The 19,786-nt window shown below is 41.5% G+C and carries 21 protein-coding genes; 11 read left to right on the plus strand and 10 right to left on the minus strand.

Annotated features, from left to right (window positions below):
• Nucleotides 1–123: 123 nt before the first annotated feature.
• Nucleotides 124–738 carry a hypothetical protein gene (locus NG22_RS05790; RefSeq protein ID WP_053404849.1) on the minus strand — a complete coding sequence of 205 codons (615 nt, stop codon included), beginning with the start codon at nt 736–738 and terminating at the stop codon, nt 124–126.
• 146 nt (nt 739–884) lie between these two features.
• On the opposite strand from NG22_RS05790, the gene NG22_RS05795 reads away from it, so the two are divergent.
• From NG22_RS05795 to mnmA, 5 genes are all read left to right on the plus strand, one after another.
• Nucleotides 885–1,217 (plus strand): thioredoxin family protein, encoded by a 333-nt coding sequence (locus NG22_RS05795; RefSeq protein WP_053404850.1) that lies wholly within the window; start codon nt 885–887, stop codon nt 1,215–1,217.
• The gene (locus NG22_RS05800; protein WP_082305003.1) at nt 1,210–2,808 is read left to right on the plus strand and encodes a S8 family peptidase; all 1,599 of its coding nucleotides are present in this window, start codon (nt 1,210–1,212) and stop codon (nt 2,806–2,808) included. The genes NG22_RS05795 and NG22_RS05800 overlap by 8 nt, the downstream gene beginning before the upstream one ends.
• 72 nt (nt 2,809–2,880) lie before the next feature.
• The gene (locus tag NG22_RS05805; RefSeq protein WP_053404852.1) at nt 2,881–3,432 is read left to right on the plus strand and encodes a tetratricopeptide repeat protein; all 552 of its coding nucleotides are present in this window, start codon (nt 2,881–2,883) and stop codon (nt 3,430–3,432) included.
• A gap of 17 nt (nt 3,433–3,449) precedes the next feature.
• On the plus strand, nt 3,450–3,617 hold the full coding sequence (locus NG22_RS17740) for a hypothetical protein (RefSeq protein WP_157600878.1): 168 nt from the start codon (nt 3,450–3,452) through the stop codon (nt 3,615–3,617).
• 192 nt (nt 3,618–3,809) lie between these two features.
• Nucleotides 3,810–5,006, plus strand: coding sequence for a tRNA 2-thiouridine(34) synthase MnmA (gene mnmA, locus NG22_RS05810; RefSeq protein WP_053404853.1), 1,197 nt, complete (start codon nt 3,810–3,812; stop codon nt 5,004–5,006).
• Between the two features lie 208 nt (nt 5,007–5,214).
• Here mnmA and NG22_RS05815 read toward each other — a convergent pair whose 3' ends face one another.
• From NG22_RS05815 to NG22_RS05825, 3 genes are all read right to left on the minus strand, one after another.
• Nucleotides 5,215–5,610: a hypothetical protein gene (locus tag NG22_RS05815; protein WP_157600879.1), complete on the minus strand. Its 396-nt coding sequence runs from the start codon at nt 5,608–5,610 to the stop codon at nt 5,215–5,217.
• A gap of 356 nt (nt 5,611–5,966) precedes the next feature.
• A complete protein-coding gene (locus NG22_RS17745) occupies nt 5,967–6,191 on the minus strand; it encodes a hypothetical protein (RefSeq protein WP_157600880.1) in 225 nt (74 codons plus the stop codon).
• A gap of 44 nt (nt 6,192–6,235) precedes the next feature.
• On the minus strand, nt 6,236–6,463 hold the full coding sequence (locus tag NG22_RS05825; RefSeq protein ID WP_053404856.1) for a hypothetical protein: 228 nt from the start codon (nt 6,461–6,463) through the stop codon (nt 6,236–6,238).
• A gap of 739 nt (nt 6,464–7,202) precedes the next feature.
• Between NG22_RS05825 and NG22_RS05830 the strand changes: the two genes are divergently transcribed.
• Complete coding sequence (locus NG22_RS05830) at nt 7,203–7,625, plus strand: gamma-glutamylcyclotransferase family protein (RefSeq protein ID WP_053404857.1); 423 nt, start codon at nt 7,203–7,205, stop codon at nt 7,623–7,625.
• Nucleotides 7,626–7,639: 14 nt separating this feature from the next.
• On the opposite strand, the gene NG22_RS05835 is transcribed toward NG22_RS05830, so the two are convergent.
• Genes NG22_RS05835 through NG22_RS05845 form a run of 3 tightly spaced genes read right to left on the minus strand, consistent with a single transcriptional unit; the run spans nt 7,640 to nt 10,818 of the window.
• Entirely contained in the window at nt 7,640–8,059 is a 420-nt protein-coding gene (locus NG22_RS05835) for a hypothetical protein (RefSeq protein WP_157600881.1), read from the minus strand.
• Nucleotides 8,060–8,088: 29 nt separating this feature from the next.
• Nucleotides 8,089–9,114 (minus strand): glycosyltransferase family 9 protein, encoded by a 1,026-nt coding sequence (locus NG22_RS05840; RefSeq protein WP_367379226.1) that lies wholly within the window; start codon nt 9,112–9,114, stop codon nt 8,089–8,091.
• Nucleotides 9,115–9,123: 9 nt separating this feature from the next.
• Nucleotides 9,124–10,818 (minus strand): DNA polymerase/3'-5' exonuclease PolX, encoded by a 1,695-nt coding sequence (locus tag NG22_RS05845; RefSeq protein ID WP_053404859.1) that lies wholly within the window; start codon nt 10,816–10,818, stop codon nt 9,124–9,126.
• A 341-nt stretch (nt 10,819–11,159) separates the two neighbouring features.
• Between NG22_RS05845 and NG22_RS05850 the strand changes: the two genes are divergently transcribed.
• The 4 genes from NG22_RS05850 (at nt 11,160) to NG22_RS05865 (ending at nt 14,598) form a co-directional block, all read left to right on the plus strand.
• On the plus strand, nt 11,160–12,344 hold the full coding sequence (locus NG22_RS05850; RefSeq protein ID WP_053404860.1) for a hypothetical protein: 1,185 nt from the start codon (nt 11,160–11,162) through the stop codon (nt 12,342–12,344).
• The gene (locus NG22_RS05855; protein ID WP_053404861.1) at nt 12,323–12,697 is read left to right on the plus strand and encodes a hypothetical protein; all 375 of its coding nucleotides are present in this window, start codon (nt 12,323–12,325) and stop codon (nt 12,695–12,697) included. The genes NG22_RS05850 and NG22_RS05855 overlap by 22 nt, the downstream gene beginning before the upstream one ends.
• 426 nt (nt 12,698–13,123) lie before the next feature.
• Nucleotides 13,124–13,672, plus strand: a complete 549-nt coding sequence (gene pyrR, locus NG22_RS05860) for a bifunctional pyr operon transcriptional regulator/uracil phosphoribosyltransferase PyrR (protein ID WP_053404862.1) — start codon at nt 13,124–13,126, stop codon at nt 13,670–13,672.
• Entirely contained in the window at nt 13,672–14,598 is a 927-nt protein-coding gene (locus tag NG22_RS05865; protein WP_053404863.1) for an aspartate carbamoyltransferase catalytic subunit, read from the plus strand. The genes pyrR and NG22_RS05865 overlap by 1 nt, the downstream gene beginning before the upstream one ends.
• A 217-nt stretch (nt 14,599–14,815) precedes the next feature.
• Here the strand turns inward: NG22_RS05865 and NG22_RS05870 are convergent, their stop codons facing one another.
• The 3 genes from NG22_RS05870 to NG22_RS05880 form a co-directional block, all read right to left on the minus strand.
• Nucleotides 14,816–16,174, minus strand: a complete 1,359-nt coding sequence (locus NG22_RS05870; protein ID WP_157600882.1) for a hypothetical protein — start codon at nt 16,172–16,174, stop codon at nt 14,816–14,818.
• A 161-nt stretch (nt 16,175–16,335) separates the two neighbouring features.
• Entirely contained in the window at nt 16,336–16,662 is a 327-nt protein-coding gene (locus NG22_RS05875) for a hypothetical protein (RefSeq protein ID WP_053404865.1), read from the minus strand.
• An 86-nt stretch (nt 16,663–16,748) separates the two neighbouring features.
• The gene (locus NG22_RS05880) at nt 16,749–18,338 is read right to left on the minus strand and encodes a DUF4421 family protein (protein ID WP_172674334.1); all 1,590 of its coding nucleotides are present in this window, start codon (nt 18,336–18,338) and stop codon (nt 16,749–16,751) included.
• A 187-nt stretch (nt 18,339–18,525) separates the two neighbouring features.
• Between NG22_RS05880 and NG22_RS05885 the strand changes: the two genes are divergently transcribed.
• On the plus strand, nt 18,526–19,782 hold the full coding sequence (locus tag NG22_RS05885) for a glycosyltransferase (protein ID WP_053404867.1): 1,257 nt from the start codon (nt 18,526–18,528) through the stop codon (nt 19,780–19,782).
• Nucleotides 19,783–19,786: the final 4 nt, after the last annotated feature.

The raw sequence follows: 19,786 nt of genomic DNA on the forward strand, positions 1-19,786 counted from the left end.
AACGACCTTGTATTTGAGCTTTTAGGAGGTTTCCTGCATCAGGCAGTGCATAATTCGGTGGAAGGCAAAAAAAAGCCCTGAAAGTCTCAGGGCTTTTGAGTAATTCTTCTTCTTGCAAAAGTGTTATTCTTCTTCCAAGGCTTCCAATATATCCGCCATTTCATCATAGTCTTTGAAGCCAGGACGAATTTCCTCCCCGCCTTTAATTGAAATGCCTTTAATTTCTGAGGAGATTAATTGACTTACATTTTTTTCCTCAATGCCAAATCCAAGTACGATGTCATACTCCTTGGCAAGTTCAAAAACAGCATCCAGTTCTTCCTGAAGCGTTTCTCCCTTACTGTTTTCAATTAAAAGGTATTCGATATATTCTGAAACATCAGAAATTTCATCTTCGATCTCATCCATGCTTTTGGAGGCGAGATCCACCTTGTAAATTAGTTTTTTACCAGTGGTCTGAAGGGCTTCCAATAGATCAATATCGCTCACCTGGATCGCTTCCAATTCACATTCACTGCAAATCTGTTGAATGGTTTGCAGATCATTGCTTTCAAACTCCACTACGCGGTCAACACCAGCAATCCATTCAGTGATTTCGGCATATGAAGTAGGGTTCAGGTTGTTGTCTTGCTTGGTGTCCATAGGGAAACCAATGGCATCAACCAGCATTCCAGCACAGTAACGGGCATCGCTAAGATTATTCACCGCGCTAATTTTAACATATGTTTTGAGTGCCATGAGTATATTTTATCAAAAATTCGGGCTATGTTTAATGTTCATTCCAATAACAGGTTAATTTTTGGCAAAAACTGCTGTTTTGGAATGGCTACGAATTACGAAATTGTCGTTGTACTTAACAACCCCTATGACTAAATTTTTGACAAATGGAAAATTCTTCTCCTGCCGTCCATCAAGTATCTCCGGAAGAGTTTCTTTCTCTTAATAAAAAAAGTACCAAATCGATTGTGTTATTTTCAGCACCTTGGTGTGGCTTATGTAAAAGAATTGCTCCCATTTATAGAAAAAAGGCAATGGAAATAGCCCAGGTGAATTTTTTTAGCATTGATCTCGGCGAATTTCCTCAGGCAAGAAATCTGGCTGAAGTGACCAGTTTACCTTTTTTTGCCACTTTTATTGATGGGCGAATACAGGAGCGTAAAGCCAGCAGTAAACCGGATGTACTTATGAACCTGATTAATCAACTTATAAATGAATAAAATTTTTACACTTTTATTACTCATGGCCTCCACTTTGGTGTGCAATGCACAAGAGAGTAGGTTTTTGGTTCGCTTTATGGACAAATCAGATAATGAGTTTGACCTGAATCAGCCCGAGGAATTTTTAACTGAAGCATCTCTTGAACGCAGGAGCCGACTGGGTATTATTTTAGATGAAAATGATTTACCCCTTTCTCCCAAATACCGACAAAAAGTAAAAGATGAAGGATATTCCATCTGGGGTGAAACAAAATGGTTAAATGGGTTAGTGGTGCTGGCTGATCGCGCCCAGGAAAGTGCTTTAGGTCAGTTGGCCGGAGTAACCGAAGTGGCTTATCTTGGTCCGCATATTATTAAGAATTCAGCTCCGGAAATTCCTGTTTCCAATGCCGGGAGCCCGACTACGGAATTAATGACTAGCCTGCAGAACAGCTTTCTGAATTTGGACTCCCTTTATGAATTGGGATGGAATGCCGAAGGGGTGCGCGTGGCCATTTTTGACGCCGGTTTTCTGAATGTTCCATTTGGGGAAAGCTGGGTAGCGGTACATGAGGATCGGATTTTTGGAGCAAGAAATTATATTGAGCCCGGATTGGACGTTTATCGTTATCATTTGCATGGAACCCATGTGTATTCCACCATGGGGTATTATAAAGAAGGGGAATTTGAGGGCATCGCACCGGAAGCGGACTATATGTTTTGTGTAACCGAAGACGTGGCCAATGAATATCCTTTTGAAGAAATCAATTGGCTAATGGCCGCTGAATATGCCGATAGCCTCGGGGCGGATATTATTCAATCTTCCCTGGGTTATTATGACTTTGATGATCCATCATTGGATTATACACAGGCAGATTTGGATGGGAAAACAGCCTGGATTACTCAGGCAGCAGGAATTGCGGCAGAAAGAGGGATTTTGGTGGTAAATTCTGCGGGAAATGAGGCCAGAAATTATTGGCAAAAGATTTCCTTTCCGGCGGATCATGAACATGTACTGGCTGTGGGCGCAATGGATGAAAAATGGACCAGAAGTAGTTTTTCCTCTTTTGGCCCAAATGCAAATGGGCTGATCAAACCTAATGTTTCTACCCTGGGCTCCTCTGTGGCATTGGCAGTAGGAGAAGGAAAATATGTGAGAAGTTCCGGAACCTCTTATGCTTCTCCGATGATAGCGGCCCTGGCAGCCATGGTAATTCAGGAGTATCCGGATAAAAAACCGGAAGAGGTGATCACTTACCTTCAGGAGAATGCGCATCAGGCTTATGCGCCGGACACTTTAATTGGATATGGCGTTCCGATGAATAACCAGCGTCCTTTATATGTTTTGGAGCCCAATGGGGAAAATTTGCAGGTGAGTCCGAATCCTATGGCGCCTAATCTTCTAAGGCTATTGGTAGGGGAAGCGCCATTGATGGATTGTCAGTTGCAAATCGTTGGGGTGGACGGGAAACCGCATTTTGCTCAGAAGGAGGATTTGAATGCTTTAAGCACCAAAGAAGTTCAGCTTCCGGCGCCTTTAAACAGTGGAGTCTATTTTTTGAGGTGGGCTACCAATAAGGAGCAGGGGGTGAAAAAAATTGTGGTACAATAATCTGCAGAAGTCCTGAATAGTTTGCCTGAACGGCATTTTTTGGCATATTTGTATTCTTATTTTTATATCATTATGAAATTCATCAAGCTATTATTTATACTGTTCTGTGTTTCAATTTTTTCCTGGAATGCAGTAGCTCAAAACACCACCGAAGCGCAAAAATTCATTGATCAGGGCTTGGCTGCTTTTGATAATGGCGCATTGGAAGATGCAGAAAAAGCATTCAGTGCTGCCGCCGAAAAAGACCTTAAAAATGCCGGTATTTATATGCTTCGGGGAATGACCCGCGAGGCGCTGGAAAATGGTCAGGGGGCGTTGGATGATTATAATATGGCATTAAATCTGAACCCGGAAGACACCGTGGGCTATGTGGTGAGAGGCCAATTGCGCATGGCCCTGGGCAATAATGATGGGGCAGTAATGGATTTTACGAAGGCGCTTGACCTGGATGATGAAATGCCGGAAGCTTACCGTTCGCGTGGAATGGTGTATTATTTCCAGAATAATTATCGTCTGGCACTTGCTGATTTTCAGGAAGCCCTGCTTTTGGAAGCGGATGATGCCTCAGACTATTTTTACATTGGTATTTGCCTGCGTGAATTGGGGATAATGCCCGTGCGGTAGGCTTTTTCAATACCTGTTTGCTTTTTGATGAAGAAAATGCAGAGGTTTATTACCAGCGTGGTTTAGCCAACAATGATTTGTTATTTGTGGAAGAGGCTTGTAGTGATTTTAGAAAAGCCTATCAATTAGGGATGACTGATTTGAAGGAATTATTAGTGGAGTACTGCGGGAAAAATAAAGGCTAAGAGGAATTCAGGATTCCAAAATTATTTCCCATAATCTGATTTGGATTAGGTGAGCCCGGTTATTTTGAGGCCGGAATGTGAAGAAGTCCGCTCAGAGACTTTTGAGAATATATTCCCAGCCTCTGCTGATATACTTTGGTTCACAATTTGCAGTTGCGTACCTTTGCCCACTTTCAAGCGAAAGGAGAATAAATGAAAAGAGTGGTAGTTGGTTTGTCAGGAGGGGTTGATTCCTCTGTGGCGGCCTATTTACTCAAGGAACAAGGCTATGAAGTAATTGGCCTTTTTATGAAAAACTGGCATGATGATTCGGTAACCATCAGTGACGAATGTCCGTGGTTGGAAGATTCAAATGATGCCTTAATAGTAGCAGAAAAGTTAGGAATTCCCTTCCAGACCATCGATTTAAGTGAGCAGTACAAGGAACGTATTGTGGACTATATGTTCAATGAATACGAGAAAGGCAGAACGCCGAATCCTGATGTATTGTGTAATCGTGAGATCAAATTCGATATTTTTTTGAAGGCTGCAATGGATTTGGGAGCGGATTATGTCGCTACCGGTCATTATTGCCGAAAGGATGAATTTGAGAAAGACGGTGAAATGGTTTATCGTCTGTTGGCTGGAAAAGATAATAATAAGGATCAGTCTTATTTCCTTTGTCAGTTGAATCAGGAGCAGTTGTCGAAAGCATTGTTCCCGATCGGGCATTTGGAAAAGCCGGAAGTGAGAAAAATTGCGGCGGAAGCGGATCTGATTACTGCGGAAAAGAAAGATTCCCAGGGATTGTGCTTTATCGGTAAGGTACGCCTTCCTGATTTCCTTCAGCAAAAACTGAAGCCCAAAGACGGGAAAATTGTGGAAATTACGGAAGATGCGCCGGTATTTAAGGCACATCAGGAAAAAATCCAGCAGGCTGCTTCAGAGGAAGAATGGTTAAAGGCGATTTCAGCGCCCTATCAGTTTCACCCGACCATGGGGAAAGAGGTGGGAGATCACCGGGGTGCTCATTATTTTACCATTGGGCAGCGCAAGGGGTTGTCGGTTGGTGGAACTAAAGAGCCTTTGTTCGTGGTGGATACCAATACGGATAGCAATGTGATTTTCACGGGTCAGGGGAAAAACCATCCCGGCTTGAAACGTTACGGCCTTTTTGTGTCTAATCAGGAAAGCCATTGGGTAAGGGAAGATTTACGCCTTAAAGTAGGCGAAATGAAAAAATACCTGGCCAGAATTCGCTATCGTGAGGAATTGAGTGCGGCTACGCTTTATCAAAAGGAAGATGGGCTGTACATCGTTTTTGATCAGGAGCGAGTAGGGGTTGCGGCCGGTCAGTTTGTGGCCTGGTACAATGGCGAAGAGTTAATTGGTTCAGGAACAATCGGATAAATTGACCATAATTTTTGGTGAAATTCCTATTGAAAATATTGATAGCCCCAAAGAGATTTTGGTCTGACTTAAATTGAAAAAAAATAGCAAAATAGGTCCTAAAAAATGCGCTTTGGCTTAACAGAAGGACATTTTATGCGTATATTTGACTATTGAATTTCAAATCAAGATACACCCACCCGGTGGTCACGTTTTTCAAATCTAACAGTTACATAGTACCGGGTGAAGCGATGCGGTAAAACCGGGCCTCAACCAAGCCTCGCGTTTGGTCAAGTTCTTCGGAGCTTGTCAACAGTGGAGGGTTGATCCGATTAGCAGCCCAAATCGTGTTTTTTGGAGATTTAGATAAAACCTTCAATACGCCACTGGTGGGTACCTTATATAACCACTGTCTTTGATTAGGCAGTGGTTTTTTTTGGGTGTAACTTTTACAGAGGCTTATAGAAAAAAATGTAGTGAGTACACCAAAAGTTGCTTTTTTGCTGTACTCCCCTTTATTTTTGGAATAATGGGTGTTTGATTTCCCGATAGATTGGCCATTCAATGCCTTATTTGAATATTGAACTGTTTCTTTTTCATTTTTTCTTGATAAAAAACGAAACAAAAAATCAAGGCTGTGATCAATTCTGGCGAGCCATCGAACCTGCTGCCGGAATTCATCAAGGCGTTATTTGAAGGTTGCAGTGCATAGAAGAAAGTATTGAGGAAATAACGCTGTGATGACTTCTCATCGGCAGCAGACTCAATGGCTTTTCGCCAATTGATCAAGGCCGGATTGTTGTGATGGAAGGTTTCGCAGCTAGCTACCCTCACTTCTAAAAGTAAGCCTAAAAAAAATCGAGAAAATTTGTTCAATTTATTGCCAAAAATCTCCTTCAATAATAAGCGCCAATCTGCTCAGTTCGCGATATAATGATATTTCCCTCTTTTCTTTTTCATTTTTTCTTGATAAAAAATGAATCAAAAAATCAAGGCTGTGATCAATTCTGGAGAGCCATCGAACCTGCTGCCGGAATTCATCAAGGCGTTATTTGACGGTTGCAGTGCATAGAAGAAAGTATTGAGGAAATAACGCTGTGATGACTTCTCATCGGCAGCAGACTCAATGGCTTTTCGCCAATTGATCAAGGCCGGATTGTTGTGATGGAAGGTTTTGCAGCTAACCTTACTTCCAAAAGTAAGCAAAAAAAATTGAGAAAATTTGTTCGATTTGTGGCCCAAAAACTTCTTTAATCAGAGCCATCGAACCTGCTGCCGGAATTCATTAAGGCGTTGTTTGACGGTTGCAGTGCATAGAAGAAAATATTGAGGAAATAACGCTGTGATGACTTCTCATCGGCAATAGCCTCAATGGCTTTTCGCCCATTGATCAAAGCCGGATTGATGTGACGGAAGCTTTTGCAGCTACCCTTACTTCTAAAAGTAAGTCTAGCAATAATTCGAGAAAATTTGTTCAATTTGTGGCCAAAAATCTCCTTTAATAATAAGCGCCAATCTGCTCAGTTCGCGATATAATGATATTTTCCTCTTTTCTTTTTCATTTTTTCTTGATAAAAAACGAAACAAAAAATCAAGGCTGTGATCAATTCTGGCGAGCCATCGAACCTGCTGCCGGAATTCATCAAGGCGTAATTTGACGGTTGCAGTGAATAGAAGAAAATATTGAGGAAATAACGCTGTGATGACTTCTCATCGTGAGCAGAACCCTTGGCTTTTCGCCAATTGATCAAGGCCAGTCTGCTGATGTGGAAGATTTTGAGTAGAATGTCAATACTTTGAAAGTATGTAGCTTCACAACTAAAACAAGCATAGCCAAATGTGAGCTATGGAAAAACAGGATAAATGTCCGTAATAATCTGATTGTCAGTTTGTTGAAAAGGAGGTAGATCTATCGGTGCTTAATTCGGTTAAAGTTCATTTTAAGAGTTACTTTTTTTTAGACTTTGCGACGGATTATTTCATATTGAGTTTTATCAAAAATAGTGATGCTAACAGGGCTTATTTACAGTGGAAGCCCTGCGGATAGGCCTGGTTTTTGATGACTTCAAGCGCATTCAATTAGTGAAATCCGATAGAGATGAGGGATTATGTCTAATTCAGTAGGTGATTTTAAAAATTCACCACTCATGAATCTAATTGGATTTTAATCTCGTTGTAAAAAAGTCTATATTTGAGTTAAGGACCTATTTTATATCAATGCAATATTGTCTATTTATCTATGGAACCCTGATGGATTTAGAAATCCATGAAATTCTTTTCGGCAAAACATTTCCGATTAAGCCGGCAGTGCTAGAGGACTATATGATCTGTCATCATGACGATTTTGACTATTTCTTTTTAAGACCAGCGCCTGGGGCGAAAACGCAAGGCGGATATGTGGAAATAGGAGAGCAGGAACTCCGGAAAATAGATTTATGGGAAGGTCGGGAAGAATATGAAAGAACTACCATAAAGATTCAAACCAAACACGGCGTACAGTTTGCTCAAGCTTATATTGGCCTGATGGATGGAAAACCCCTACCGGAAAAATATATTGGAAAATACTCCAAACGCACCCGTAAAATGCAGCAATTAGATCTGATGGAGTGGCGCAAAGAACAAAAAAAAATCCAACCTTAATGGTTGGATTTTTTTTATCTGATTTCCTTCATAGCGAAGAAACCAATCATCACTAAAAAGATTGATTTTATGAATTCAAAGAGGTAATACCAAAATTCAAAGGAACTCTTTCCTTTGATGATCATTTTGAAACTTTCCAGCCAGTAGCCATCCACATTGGGTAGGAAGCGAATACTTTGAACAATCAGCAAGATCACCACAATCAGGAAGGACCAAAACACTTTAGCCCTTGGTATGGCAAAGATAAAGGTGAGTGCGAAAATGATGGACATATAGATTTCCATCTTGTTGAGGCTGTTAAAAACCATCTTACCGGCACCATCCATCAGATCAATGATGAAGTCTTCTCCACCTACTTTGGCGTGCACGGTATTTTGAATAAAAGATAAGCCAATCAGTAATCCCAACCACACAAAGGGGATTCCTACCCGCATTTCTCTTCCGAATTTTTTTAATTGACTAATCATGGTAAATAAAAATCAAACGTCAGTTCTTTCATACATTTAAAATGTCCCTTTGGACATGAATTTCTTCCCGCCTTTGAACAGGGGCGGCATTTTAATTTTGTATTTTCAAAGACAAAAAATTTAGTCTTATAGGGATGGAAATTATTCGGGACAGTGCTGCCCCAAATACTATAGATGGTCTTCTTGAATGCGGCTGCGATATGGGTGAGCCCCGTATCATGGCCGAAGACATATTGGGCCTGTTTCACTAAAGAGGCCGACTGATTCAAATTGAATTTCCCACAGGCATTGAAGATGACGGTCTTCTTACCCAATTCCGTCAGGCCTTCTTCATAAGGTGCATTGCTCTCTCTCTTCCGGAAAAAATCCTCCAGCTTTTCTCCATTTTCCGCATCATCAGGGCCTCCGACCAGTACGATCGGCCGGTTGATGCGGTCGCATAGGACCACCATCTGTTCAAAAGGCAGAATCTTGGTATATTTCGTTCCTCCGATCACATAGGCGACATATCCCTTGCGAAACTCCTCCGGAAGCCACTCCATTTCCACTTCATCCTTTTCGGGAATATAATGATCCATTCCCTGCTCATCATTCACCACTCCCAAAGGTTTCACTGCATCCATATACCGATCGGTGACATGCACATTGGGCATGAAATTGATTTGGAAATTGGTATAAAGGAATCGCTTGATCCTGAGTTTGTCATAAGTGGAAGAGGGGACACCCAGCGCCCATTTTATCCTGCTGGTTCTGAAGTTATTGTGGAGGTCCACCACGAAGTCAAACTTTTCCTGCTTCAAATCAGCAATCAAAGGCGACATACTGCCTTCCAGCAAATGCAGTTTATCAATATAAGGATTGGCCTCCAGAAGCCCCCGGAACTGTTTTTTTACGGCAAAATGCAGTTCGCAGCCCTCAATCTGAGTTTTGATGCAGCGCACCACCGTAGAGGTCCAGGCAATATCTCCAATGGAGGAAAATCGCAGTATTAATATTTTTTTATACTTTTTTGTCATTTTCATAAGCGGCGCTTAGCCTTTCTTGCTTTCGAAATAAGCAGCCACTTCCGCAGTGCTTTTGGTGTTGAAAGTCTGGTCTTTTCTCAAACCGGCCTTTCGTCCCACCTGGACACCATATTGCATGTCTGCAAAACCTTTGATTTCGTGTGCATCCGGATTTATGGAAATTTCCACTCCCTTTTCCAGCGCCTGGTGCACGAAACGCCAGTCCATGTCCAGTCTCCACGGATTAGCATTGATCTCAATGATCACCTTATTGGCCGCACAGGCATCAATAATCATTTCATGATTCACCGGATAACCTGCACGCTTTAAAAGCAATCTGCCTGTAGGATGCCCCAACATGGTGGTGTAAGGATTTTCAATGGCTTTAATCAGTCGCTGCGTAGCGGTGGCCTCATCCATATTCATATTGCCATGAATGGAAGCGACAATAAAATCGAACTGTTTCAGGATTTCGTCCTCATAGTCCAGGCTTCCATCTTGCAGGATATCAGATTCTATGCCTTTAAAAATTCTGAATTTTTCAAAGCCGGCGTTAAGGCGATCAATCTCGGCATGCTGAGCCAGTACTCTTTCCACTTGCAGGCCATTGGCATAGGCGGCAGTCTGGCTGTGATCAGAAATCCCTAAATACTCCCATCCCTGAGACTGGCAATAGGCGGCCAATTCTTCCAGACTATGGGATCCATCAGAATAGTTGGAGTGGTTGTGCATAGGCCCACGCAGATCTGCATAGGTCAATAATTGATCCGGGGAATTTTTATCCAACCAATCCCATTCCCAAAGGCCTTCTCTCATTTCCTGAGGTACGAAGGGAAGGCCTGCGGCTTCATATATTTCCTGCTCGGAGGCAAAAGCTTTTTGATGCAATAGCTGACGCAATGTTTTTTCAGGACTCAACCCCTTATTCAGGTGAGCGGGGGCAACGCCTAATTCAAATTGCCTGTTGGTGAATTGATCCAGTGGGCAGAAGTGAAGCAGAAATCTCATTTCATAATCCTGATGCTCTAGGTAAGCGGTGAATGGACCCGATTGCTCCTTATTTTCCTGAAAGCCGGTGGCTGCTAATATCTTTTGGTGAGCGGCTATCGGGCTTTCTGTAGCAATAACCATTTCAAGTTCGGCCACAGTTTCTCTTTGTAACAGATAGTCACCGGTAAAATCTATTTGCGCCTCCGGTAATAGGGTTTGTAAAAGGCTTTTCATTAATTCCGCCTCTTCCTGAGCGTCAGCCCAACGTTTCTTCCAGTGATTTTCTTGCCAAAATATCAGGGCCTCTTTTAAAGATTCCACCGTTTTGGCCCCAAAACCTTTGGCTTTACCCAGGCTTCCGTTGTTGCAGGCTTCTAAAAGTGCTGCCGGAGTAGTAATATTTAAATCCATCCAAAGGGCACGTAGTTTTTTTGGACCGAGGCCTTTAATCTTTGCCAGTTCCAAAAGTCCCTTAGGCGTATTTTCTTTTAATTCCACCAGCTTGGCGAAGGTGCCGGTTTCGTTAATTTCTGCCAGGGTGGCTGCCATGCTTTTCCCCAGACCTTCCTGTTTTTCCAGGTTTTCTACTGACCAGTCCTCCACCCAAAGCACATTATTTTCAATCATGCTGACTACTTTCTGGTAGGAGCGTAATTGAAAAGGATTTCCTCCGTGAATTTCTTTCAATAACAAGTACTGCTTTAGCGGGCTAATGAGGTCTTTTCTGGTCAAGGGTAATTTGGTTTAGGTATGGAAATATATTTCTGGCCAAAATTAATCAAAATGATCTCCTTTGAAAAATTTATACACATATATGCTGTGCTGTTTACGATTTGTTTAAGGTGTTGTCTGTTAGTGTTTTGTGTTTTTATTTCAGGGGAGGGAGTGATTTGGGTTTCTTTTTATTTTTATAATCCTTGTTTTTAAACGGCCGGTGATAATTGCTTTTTATGCGAAAGAGGCCCATTAAAGCGGTCATTATGTGAGGAATATGGGCCATTCTGAAAAAGCCTTCATAAATTTTACGTATATTTTAAAAAGTACTTTTACCGAGAGTTAAATTATTGCCCGATATGAGTTTCCTGCGTCTTTTTTCAGTAATCTTCCTATCTGTTTATGTTTTTAATGCCCAAGCCCAGTTGGTGAAAAGCGAAGAGGTGATTGGACAGGTGGCAGAGACGGAATCTTTTTTTCATGTATTCAGTAATGCTGATTCCTCCTTATATTTTTTTAAAAAAAACCAGCATAAGGTTAGAGATAAGCAAGCCTTATGGGAGGTGAGTAAATTTAATCAGGCCCTTGAAGAGGTGGCTCATCAACAATATTATTTAAGCAGTAGGGAGGATTTGATTGGTTATGATACTAATGGGCAGGACATTTTTCTTTTATTCACCGAAGACCTGGAGCATATTCGCAAGCTGACCCTTTACCAAATGCCCCTTTTCGGACAGCAGGCCTTGAAGGAGTTTAAAATTGATTTACCCTTTCAATTAAAGATGCAGGCTTATGAGACGGTGGGGACGCATATGGTGCTCGCCGGAGATGTCAATGAAAAGGCGGTGGTGGTATTGTATGATTTGACCAACGGACAATTGAAAGTGGTTCGGAATCATTATAATGAAAAAAGCCGCCTGCTTTCACTGACCATTGATGATGCCACGCAAACATTTAAAACGGTTACTATTTTTCGGCACCGACAGGCAAAATATGAGGTGCGGCTTAGCATTTTTGATGAAACCGGCAAAGAATTACTAAAACATCAGTTTTTAACCCCGGAGAATCAGAATTTTCTTTCCGCTACCACCCAGACCCTCCCTAACTTTGATGAATTGTTGGTGGCAACTTATGCAGAGGGGGGGGCGAACATGGAAGATTATTCCAAGGGCGTAATGGTTTGCCGTTTACCGCTAAGAGGAGAGCAGCAATTTCAGAAAATACCTTTTGGCGCTTTAGGGAATTACTATGGTTACCTTCCCCTTGACAAGCAGGAGAAAATGCAAAAGAAAAAGAAAAAGAGAAGCTCCAGCAGTAAAGATATGAATGTAATGAACCGGATGATCTTGTCTTCTCGTAAAACGGGCTTTGGCGAGTATGCCTTTTATGGGGAATTCTTTTATCCTACTTACCGGGCGCTGCAGGAAGGAATGAGTGCTTTAAATACCATTGTTAACCAGACGCAGGTGTATAGGTTTAGCCATAATATGATGGTGGTTTTTGATGCGAAGGGGAATTTATTGTGGGATCGGGCATTCCACTAAACGATCACGAACAGTTTGTCCTTAAAGGAGCGGGTGCTTTTGCATATTTGCCGGAAGATCATGCGGTGATGATTTACAAAGAAGAAGATGAACTTAAAGGATATGAAGTAAGCCTGTTGGGAGATGGAGAAATCACCGCCGGTCGGGAGTTTAGCCTGATGGGCCTGCCGGAAGATTATGCCAATAATCAACAGTATTCCGGTGCAGGTGGAGAGGTTGTACATTGGTATGGAAATCACTTTTACCATTATGGGGTTTATGACCCTATGGGGAAAGGGCGGGAGCCGTTTTTCTTTTTACAAAAGTACAGCTGGACGCCGGTAGTAGAAGGTAAAGCAGGATCCGTGGAGTAGGGCTTATTCAAAGACTATTTTGAATATAGGGGAAAAATAGACCTCCTCTCAGGCAGTTCTCCTTACCTTATCGCGAGTTTAATAGCCAAAATTGGCCACGAAAATTTCATTAGTGCAAAAGAAGCGCTGCCAGAGTATTTTGAGATAACAGCATTACTATTGTTGGGGAATTATCAAAAATCGCTTACAATAATTCCAATTTTCAGCCGGATGATGCGCTATTAAATAAGCTCCTAATTGAGATTATTAAAAAGTAAAACTAATCTTTTGGGGCTGATAGTCCCGGTGGATAACTTCTTTAAGCTTGAAAGGCAGAGAGAAAATAAGCGCTATTGGTGAAGTGCACAGCAATTTTAAAATTTTGATGCGGCTTTATGCGCGCTTTAGTGGTATAAAAAAACAGACCTTATTATATTTGCTTTCGCTATGAACAGACGTAAGATATTCAGTAGTGAATTGTTGGATATTACCATCCAACGAATGACTCAGCAACTCATTGAAAACCACGGAGACTTTGAAGACACCGTAATTTTGGCGCTTCAACCCCGTGGTGTTTTTTTAGCCGAACGTCTGAAGACGTGTCTGGAGGAAAACATCGGTCGCCCTATAAATCTGGGCTACCTTGATATCACTTTTCATCGTGATGATTTCCGCAGGAGAGAGAAACCTCTGCAGGCGAACACCACTCACATCCCATTTCTAATTGAGAACAAGAAAGTCATCCTGGTTGATGATGTATTGTATACCGGTAGATCCGTCCGCGCTGCAATGGATGCGATGATCACTTTTGGTCGACCGCAGGCTGTGGAGCTGGCAGTGCTGATAGACCGGAAATATACCAGAGACCTTCCCATAGAACCGAATGTGGTCGGGCAGCATGTGAATACTGTCGCCAGCCAACGCATAGAGGTTGAGCTGAAAGGGAAGGATTATCAGGAAGATTCAATTTGGCTTACGGAAAAAACTCAGGATTAATGTCTCAATTAAGTACCAAACATTTACTAGGGATCAAAGACCTTACCCCGGAGGATTTGCATCTCATATTTCAAACTGCCGATCAGTTTAAAGAAGTGATTAATCGCCCCATAAAAAAGGTGCCATCACTACGGGACATTACTATTGCCAATGTGTTTTTCGAAAACTCTACCCGCACCCGCCTTTCTTTCGAATTGGCAGAAAAGCGCTTGAGTGCAGATGTGGTAAACTTTTCGGCTGGTAATAGTTCGGTGAAAAAAGGCGAAACCCTTTTGGATACGGTGAATAATATCCTTTCCATGAAAGTAGATATGGTCGTGATGCGTCACGCCAGTCCCGGAGCACCTCACTTTCTGTCCAAACATATTGATGCCAACATTGTGAATGCGGGTGATGGTACTCATGAGCATCCCACTCAGGCTTTGTTGGATACCTTTTCGATTCGGGAGAAATTGGGCGATGTGGCCGGGAAAAAGGTGTGCTTATTTGGAGATATCGTCCATTCCCGAGTAGCCCTTTCCAATATCTTTGCTCTGAAGAAATTAGGCGCTGAGGTGATGGTGTGTGGACCCAAGACCCTTTTGCCTAAATATGTGGAATCTTTGGGAGTGAAGGTAGAGCTGGACGTTCGCAAGGCATTACAGTGGTGTGATGTGGCCAATGTATTACGAATTCAGCTTGAGCGTCAGCAGTTGAAATACTTTCCTTCATTAAGAGAATACTCTCAGTATTACGGCATCAATAAAGGACTTTTGGACTCCCTGGACAAGGAAATCGTGATTATGCACCCGGGGCCAATTAACCGTGGGGTGGAATTGAATTCCGATGTGGCGGATTCTGATGCGGCGATTATTTTGGATCAGGTTGAGAACGGGGTAGCGGTTCGTATGGCAGTACTTTATTTGTTGGCCGGTGCCGGAGCCTAAGGAAAGCTTGCATCAATGATGATTTTAAAAAAAGTGCTATTAAGCGCCAATTGATATTTAACATAATAAGACCAGCCCTTAGTGGCTGGTTTTTTTATGGTTGAGATGGCAAAAGTGGAATCGGAATTGACCACCAGATTTGCACTATACCCGAGCATAGCGCCTGAAAAATATGGTTTCCCCCACCATTAGCTGATGGGGGATTAGTGCTTTAATTTTAGAAATTAGGAATGCTGGGTTGAGGAATGTTATTCATTTGCATCATCATTTGTTGCTGCATCATTTGCTGGTGAAACATCATATTGTATGAATTAATAACTCCTTCATTGGGCTGGGCCAGATACTTTAACGTATAGACGTATTCCAATTGATCCGCATGCTTAATTCGTTTTTTTCGAGCAAAGAAGTCTTTAGCATAGGGGGCTTTATCAAATGCCTGAGTAAACCGCTCGCTTAATTTAGGGTGAAGTCCATCTGTTAATTTAGCGTATTGGATCACCTCTCCGTTATTGTCAATGTCTACAGCAATCATGGTTTTACCATTCCTTTTAAACGGGAGCGCATTTGCAGTGGTAAAAACGCTGTATTCTGCCTGAAACATAGAACCAATAAGCGTTAATGGACTCACATAGGCTTTACTTACTTGCTCTACCCGGATATTCCCTTTCTTATAAACGGAGGATTTCAATTTTCCTTTTTCAAAGGTTCTGGTGAAAGTGAGACCTCGAAAGGGATCATTGAAAGTTTCTATCCCGGATGATTTTTCATTAAACAAAATAGCCCCCACCTGATCACACACCGCATGGTATTTAACTTTGTTCTTATTAGTTACATAATAGACATAATGGTTTTTCCCGTTGGGATGATAGGTATGTATAATTTTTTCCGCACGTTGGTTCGGGTTTAATTGCAATGCCCCTTTAGGACTAACTTCCAAATAATAATCATGATTGTTTTCGGTGGAGGTAAAGTATATTGTTTTTAATGGAGCGCCATTGGGGTAATAATACTCCGTGGTAAGCTTTTCGATATAAAGTTTTGGGTATTTGCTCAATCCTTCTGATTGATCAATGATTTTTTCCAGGGTTTTGGTGACCAATTCGTCGGTTGCCAAAAGGTAGGTGGATTTGCTCCAGGTACCCGCAGGACTTAATAATTCTGTCTCGGTATAATAGGTTGCTCTCTCCTGATGCTCCACCATGGACCAGTTTTGGTCAAAATAGGTTTTGATTCCATTGATGGCATGAAAATCATTTCTTAATGCGGTAATAAGGTTATCAAGATTTTGATCTCCATTCGCCACTAATTTTTCCTTTGAAAAAAATGGGAAGCCACTGATAGAATTGAAATAACCTTCTTGGAGGTCAGGTTTGTTTGGTATTAAATTTTTTAGGACTTTTTCTCGTTCATACAAGCTTTTTAACCTTCCCTTTTCCGTATAGGGGATCCCCAATTCATAACAAACGGAAGGACTATTTAAAATAATTTTATTGAAAATATCATGATCAAAGTTTTTCCCATTTAATACATAAGCCTGTTGGGTTTCCATGTCTTTACAAACCAGGTATTTTTTCATTGGCTCCGATTTTTTACTTAAGGAGCTCTTTTTCAGAGCAATGTAAAACATGAAGGAACCCATTTGAAATTCTTTTTTCAGTAGTCCCATTTTATCCTTTCCGGAAAGAATTTCATTCCATATCTGGGGGTCATGATCGGAAAATAGAGAGTCTTCCCCAATCACAACACTATATTTTTGAAGTGGATCAAGCTTGGGGTATTATAACCTTCTAAATATTTCAGTTTATAATTCCCAAAGGAAACCTTCACCTTGGTGTAAATGGGGGCTTCCTCCGAACTTAAGTATAGTTTTGCCGGTGTAAACTCCTGACCGTAATAGGCCTTTTCAGTAAAATTGCTATTAGGGTTGTCCATCATGCCTAGATAGCCATATATAGGCTCACCATTCGGTAAGATGTAATGTCCAACAAGATTAGGATCCGTGCTTTGAGTGAAGGCCGTCAGAGCGGAGCTTAGATAAAAAAACAGGAATAATGTACGAGTCATTTATAATGAGATTAAAATAAAATTATAGGGCTCAATATAAAATATTCCTGTTTAATATACGATTATAAATATTTAAAATTAACCGTTTAAAATTTCACCATCCTCATGGCGCGTGGTGGATTGAATCGGAAACCTACAAAAAATTGGAGGCTTTGTCGACTACTCGTGTTGTAGATGTCTTTTTCTTCTATAAAGGCGCCACTGGCAAATTGCGTATACAGGCCCCCAAAATAGCGTTCCCCATTAATTCCAATTCCTATTCGACCATCAATGCGAAACAGAACCCCATAGTCCTGATCTCTAATAAGCTGTTCTTCTTCTAGTTTTTGTAACCAGCTGTAGACCAATCCAAAACCCGGGGCAATTCCAGCGCTGATATAAATGGATTTGTGGATAACAAAGGTGTGGAAATAACCATAGTTTAAGCCGATTTCAATATTATCGGATTGTTTTATCTGAACTGGCAAAAGGGTGTCTGCAGCATCCTGCGTTTGGAAATATCGATAATGTGAAATCACCATCCCACTACCCGCGCTTTTTAATTGTCGTTCTGTCTGGGTGGATAAAGCCCGCAAAGAAAATTTAGGATTAAATTTATAACCAGTGGCCCCCTCAAACGCTCTGTATCGCAATTGATTTTTTTGAATATAGGGGTCGCCAAATTGCCATTGTGGAAGGAAGTCGGCCGTATTGTCCAGATAAAAACCCTTTATCCGGCGCGTTCTAAAATTATGAAACCAATGGGTTCTTATTATAGAAAAGTCCAGATCATAGCCACTGCTTTTGCCTTTGATATCCCGATCCTGATTAGAGGTGAAGAATGGGGGCGTGTAGGAAAAGCCTCCTGCCAAGCCACGGTAATTGACCTGAAACTTTAACCGTTGATTTGAATTCGGAATGAAATCAAACTTTTCATCACCTACAGGGTCAAGAATAAATAATTCGGCATTTTCGATTAAAGCTACTTTAAAGTGCAAATAAGCATTCATTTCATCAATCCACCCATTATATCTGATATGCGTATCGCTGATTTTCCTTAAAGAATCAGCAGTTATAGGTTGAATAAATCCGGACTTTTTTTTTGTACTGTGTTTTTTATAGGTGGTTCGTTCCTGAATTTGTTCCTTGAAAATTTTGCTGAGGCTGCCTAATTTTTCATCATAAATCAAGCATAAATTTTTATTTGGATATTTTTCTAAACTTTTGTCAAAATATTCAAGACGGATTTGCTTAATCACCTCTTTCCGCTCCTTTGCAGGAAGAGAATTTTTAATGGGTGAACTGATGTGGGTATTGAGATCCTCCTGTGTTAATGGAATAGTATTATATTGAGATTCATACACTTGAACTATTTTTTTAGCTCGAATGCTAATAGTGGCTAAGTCGGCTTCTGCATACTGCTCCACAGATAATTGGTAACGGTCTTTCAGTAAATCTTCCGCTAAAAGGTCATAGGATCCGGTGGTGGGTAGGTAGCCATATAGCTTTCGAACTTTCCTTAAATCGGTGGAGTCAGGGAGTACATAGTTGAATTCTTCCTGAATGATCTGGCTGCCACTTATCCTTTGGTTTTCTACTAATTGATGGAGGTTTTGGATATAGGGCTTTTGTCCTAATAAATTCTGTTGAATGACGGTAATGGTCCTTCCTCCTTGTTGAAAGGAATGATATTGCACATCATAGGAATTGGCATTTTTTATGATTTTTAGGCCTGTACATGAAAAGGAAAGTGATAAAAAAATAAATAGGAGACTTCTAAGCATTTTCGGGTAGGATTTTAACCATCTTTACATCATTATTACTTTTAAAAAGATGTTTCTGTTTACTTGGGATCAGGAATTTTAAAGTTTAAATCAATTTTGCATGAGGATACTCTTGACTGCCATAGGCACCCGTGGAGATATGGAGCCTTTTTTGGCTATAGGAAAATTGTTAGTACAAAGAGGACATGAAGTGCATTTGATGATGCCGGCACAATTTGAGCCATTAGCGGAAGAGGAGGGCCTGGCCTTTCACTCTTTGGGGGAGGCCTTTATCAAAATGCTGGATAGTGAGGTGGGGAAGCGCGCGCTCGGAGGAGGTGGGGGATTCTGGTCCAAAATATTGGCCTACATTCAGTTAGCCATGCAACAGGGAAAGGTCAATAAAGACATGGTGCTCATTCAGCAGGAAGTCATTTCCCGACTTCATCCGGACCTGATCCTATACAATGCCAAAGTCATGGTCCCGGTATTATGGGGGATGCAACCACACCATAGGGCCATTCAGGTGAGCCCTGTTTTGTATTTGCATGAGGTGAGGGATCATAGTCATATTGCTTTTAATCGCAATTTCGGACCATTCTGGAACCGACAAACCTTTGCTTTGGCCCGTTTTGGCTTAGTAAAAACCTTGCTAAAAGCACAGGAATGGCTTCAGGTGAACAAGCCTTTTGATAAGCAGTCCATTACTCATTATCTGAAAAATAATGAGGTGATCTATACTATTTCTCCTTACTTATTTCCCAAACCCCAGGAGTGGCCTGAACACCGCCGCGTAATGGGCTACTTTGAGCGGTCCAAGGAAATTCATTTCACGCCCTCAGCTGGATTACTGGCATTTTTGGACCGGCATAAGGAGATCTTATTCATTACGTTCGGAAGTATGACCAATCCCGCTCCGGAGGAGAAGACCCGCATTGTACTTCAGGTCCTGAAGGAATTGCAAATTCCCGCTCTTATTAATACCGCCGCTGGCGGATTAGTGGTTCCTGAAAGTTATGATCAGCAGAGGGTGCATTTTGTGGATCAGGTACCCTATGATTTTATTCTGCCTCATATGAAGGCTATGGTGCATCATGGAGGAAGTGGAACGGTGCATTTGGCTTTAAAAAATGCTTTGCCGACCTTGATCATTCCGCATATTATTGATCAGTTCGTATGGGATCGGGAACTTTCAGCCCAGGCTTTTGGTCCGCGGGGTATTCCAATCGCTAAGCTTAATGAAAAGGTATTGAAAAAGAAGGTTTTGGATCTGTGGACTAATCCGCTGTACACACAAAATGCAAAGGCCATCTCAGAAAAGATGGCCAGCGAAAATTTTGAAAAAGAATTCTTTAAAGTGATCGAAAATCAGGGCTAGCTTT

The sequence above is a fragment of the Persicobacter sp. CCB-QB2 genome (genome assembly GCF_001274635.1).
Taxonomy (GTDB): Bacteria; Bacteroidota; Bacteroidia; order Cytophagales; family Cyclobacteriaceae; genus Persicobacter; species Persicobacter diffluens.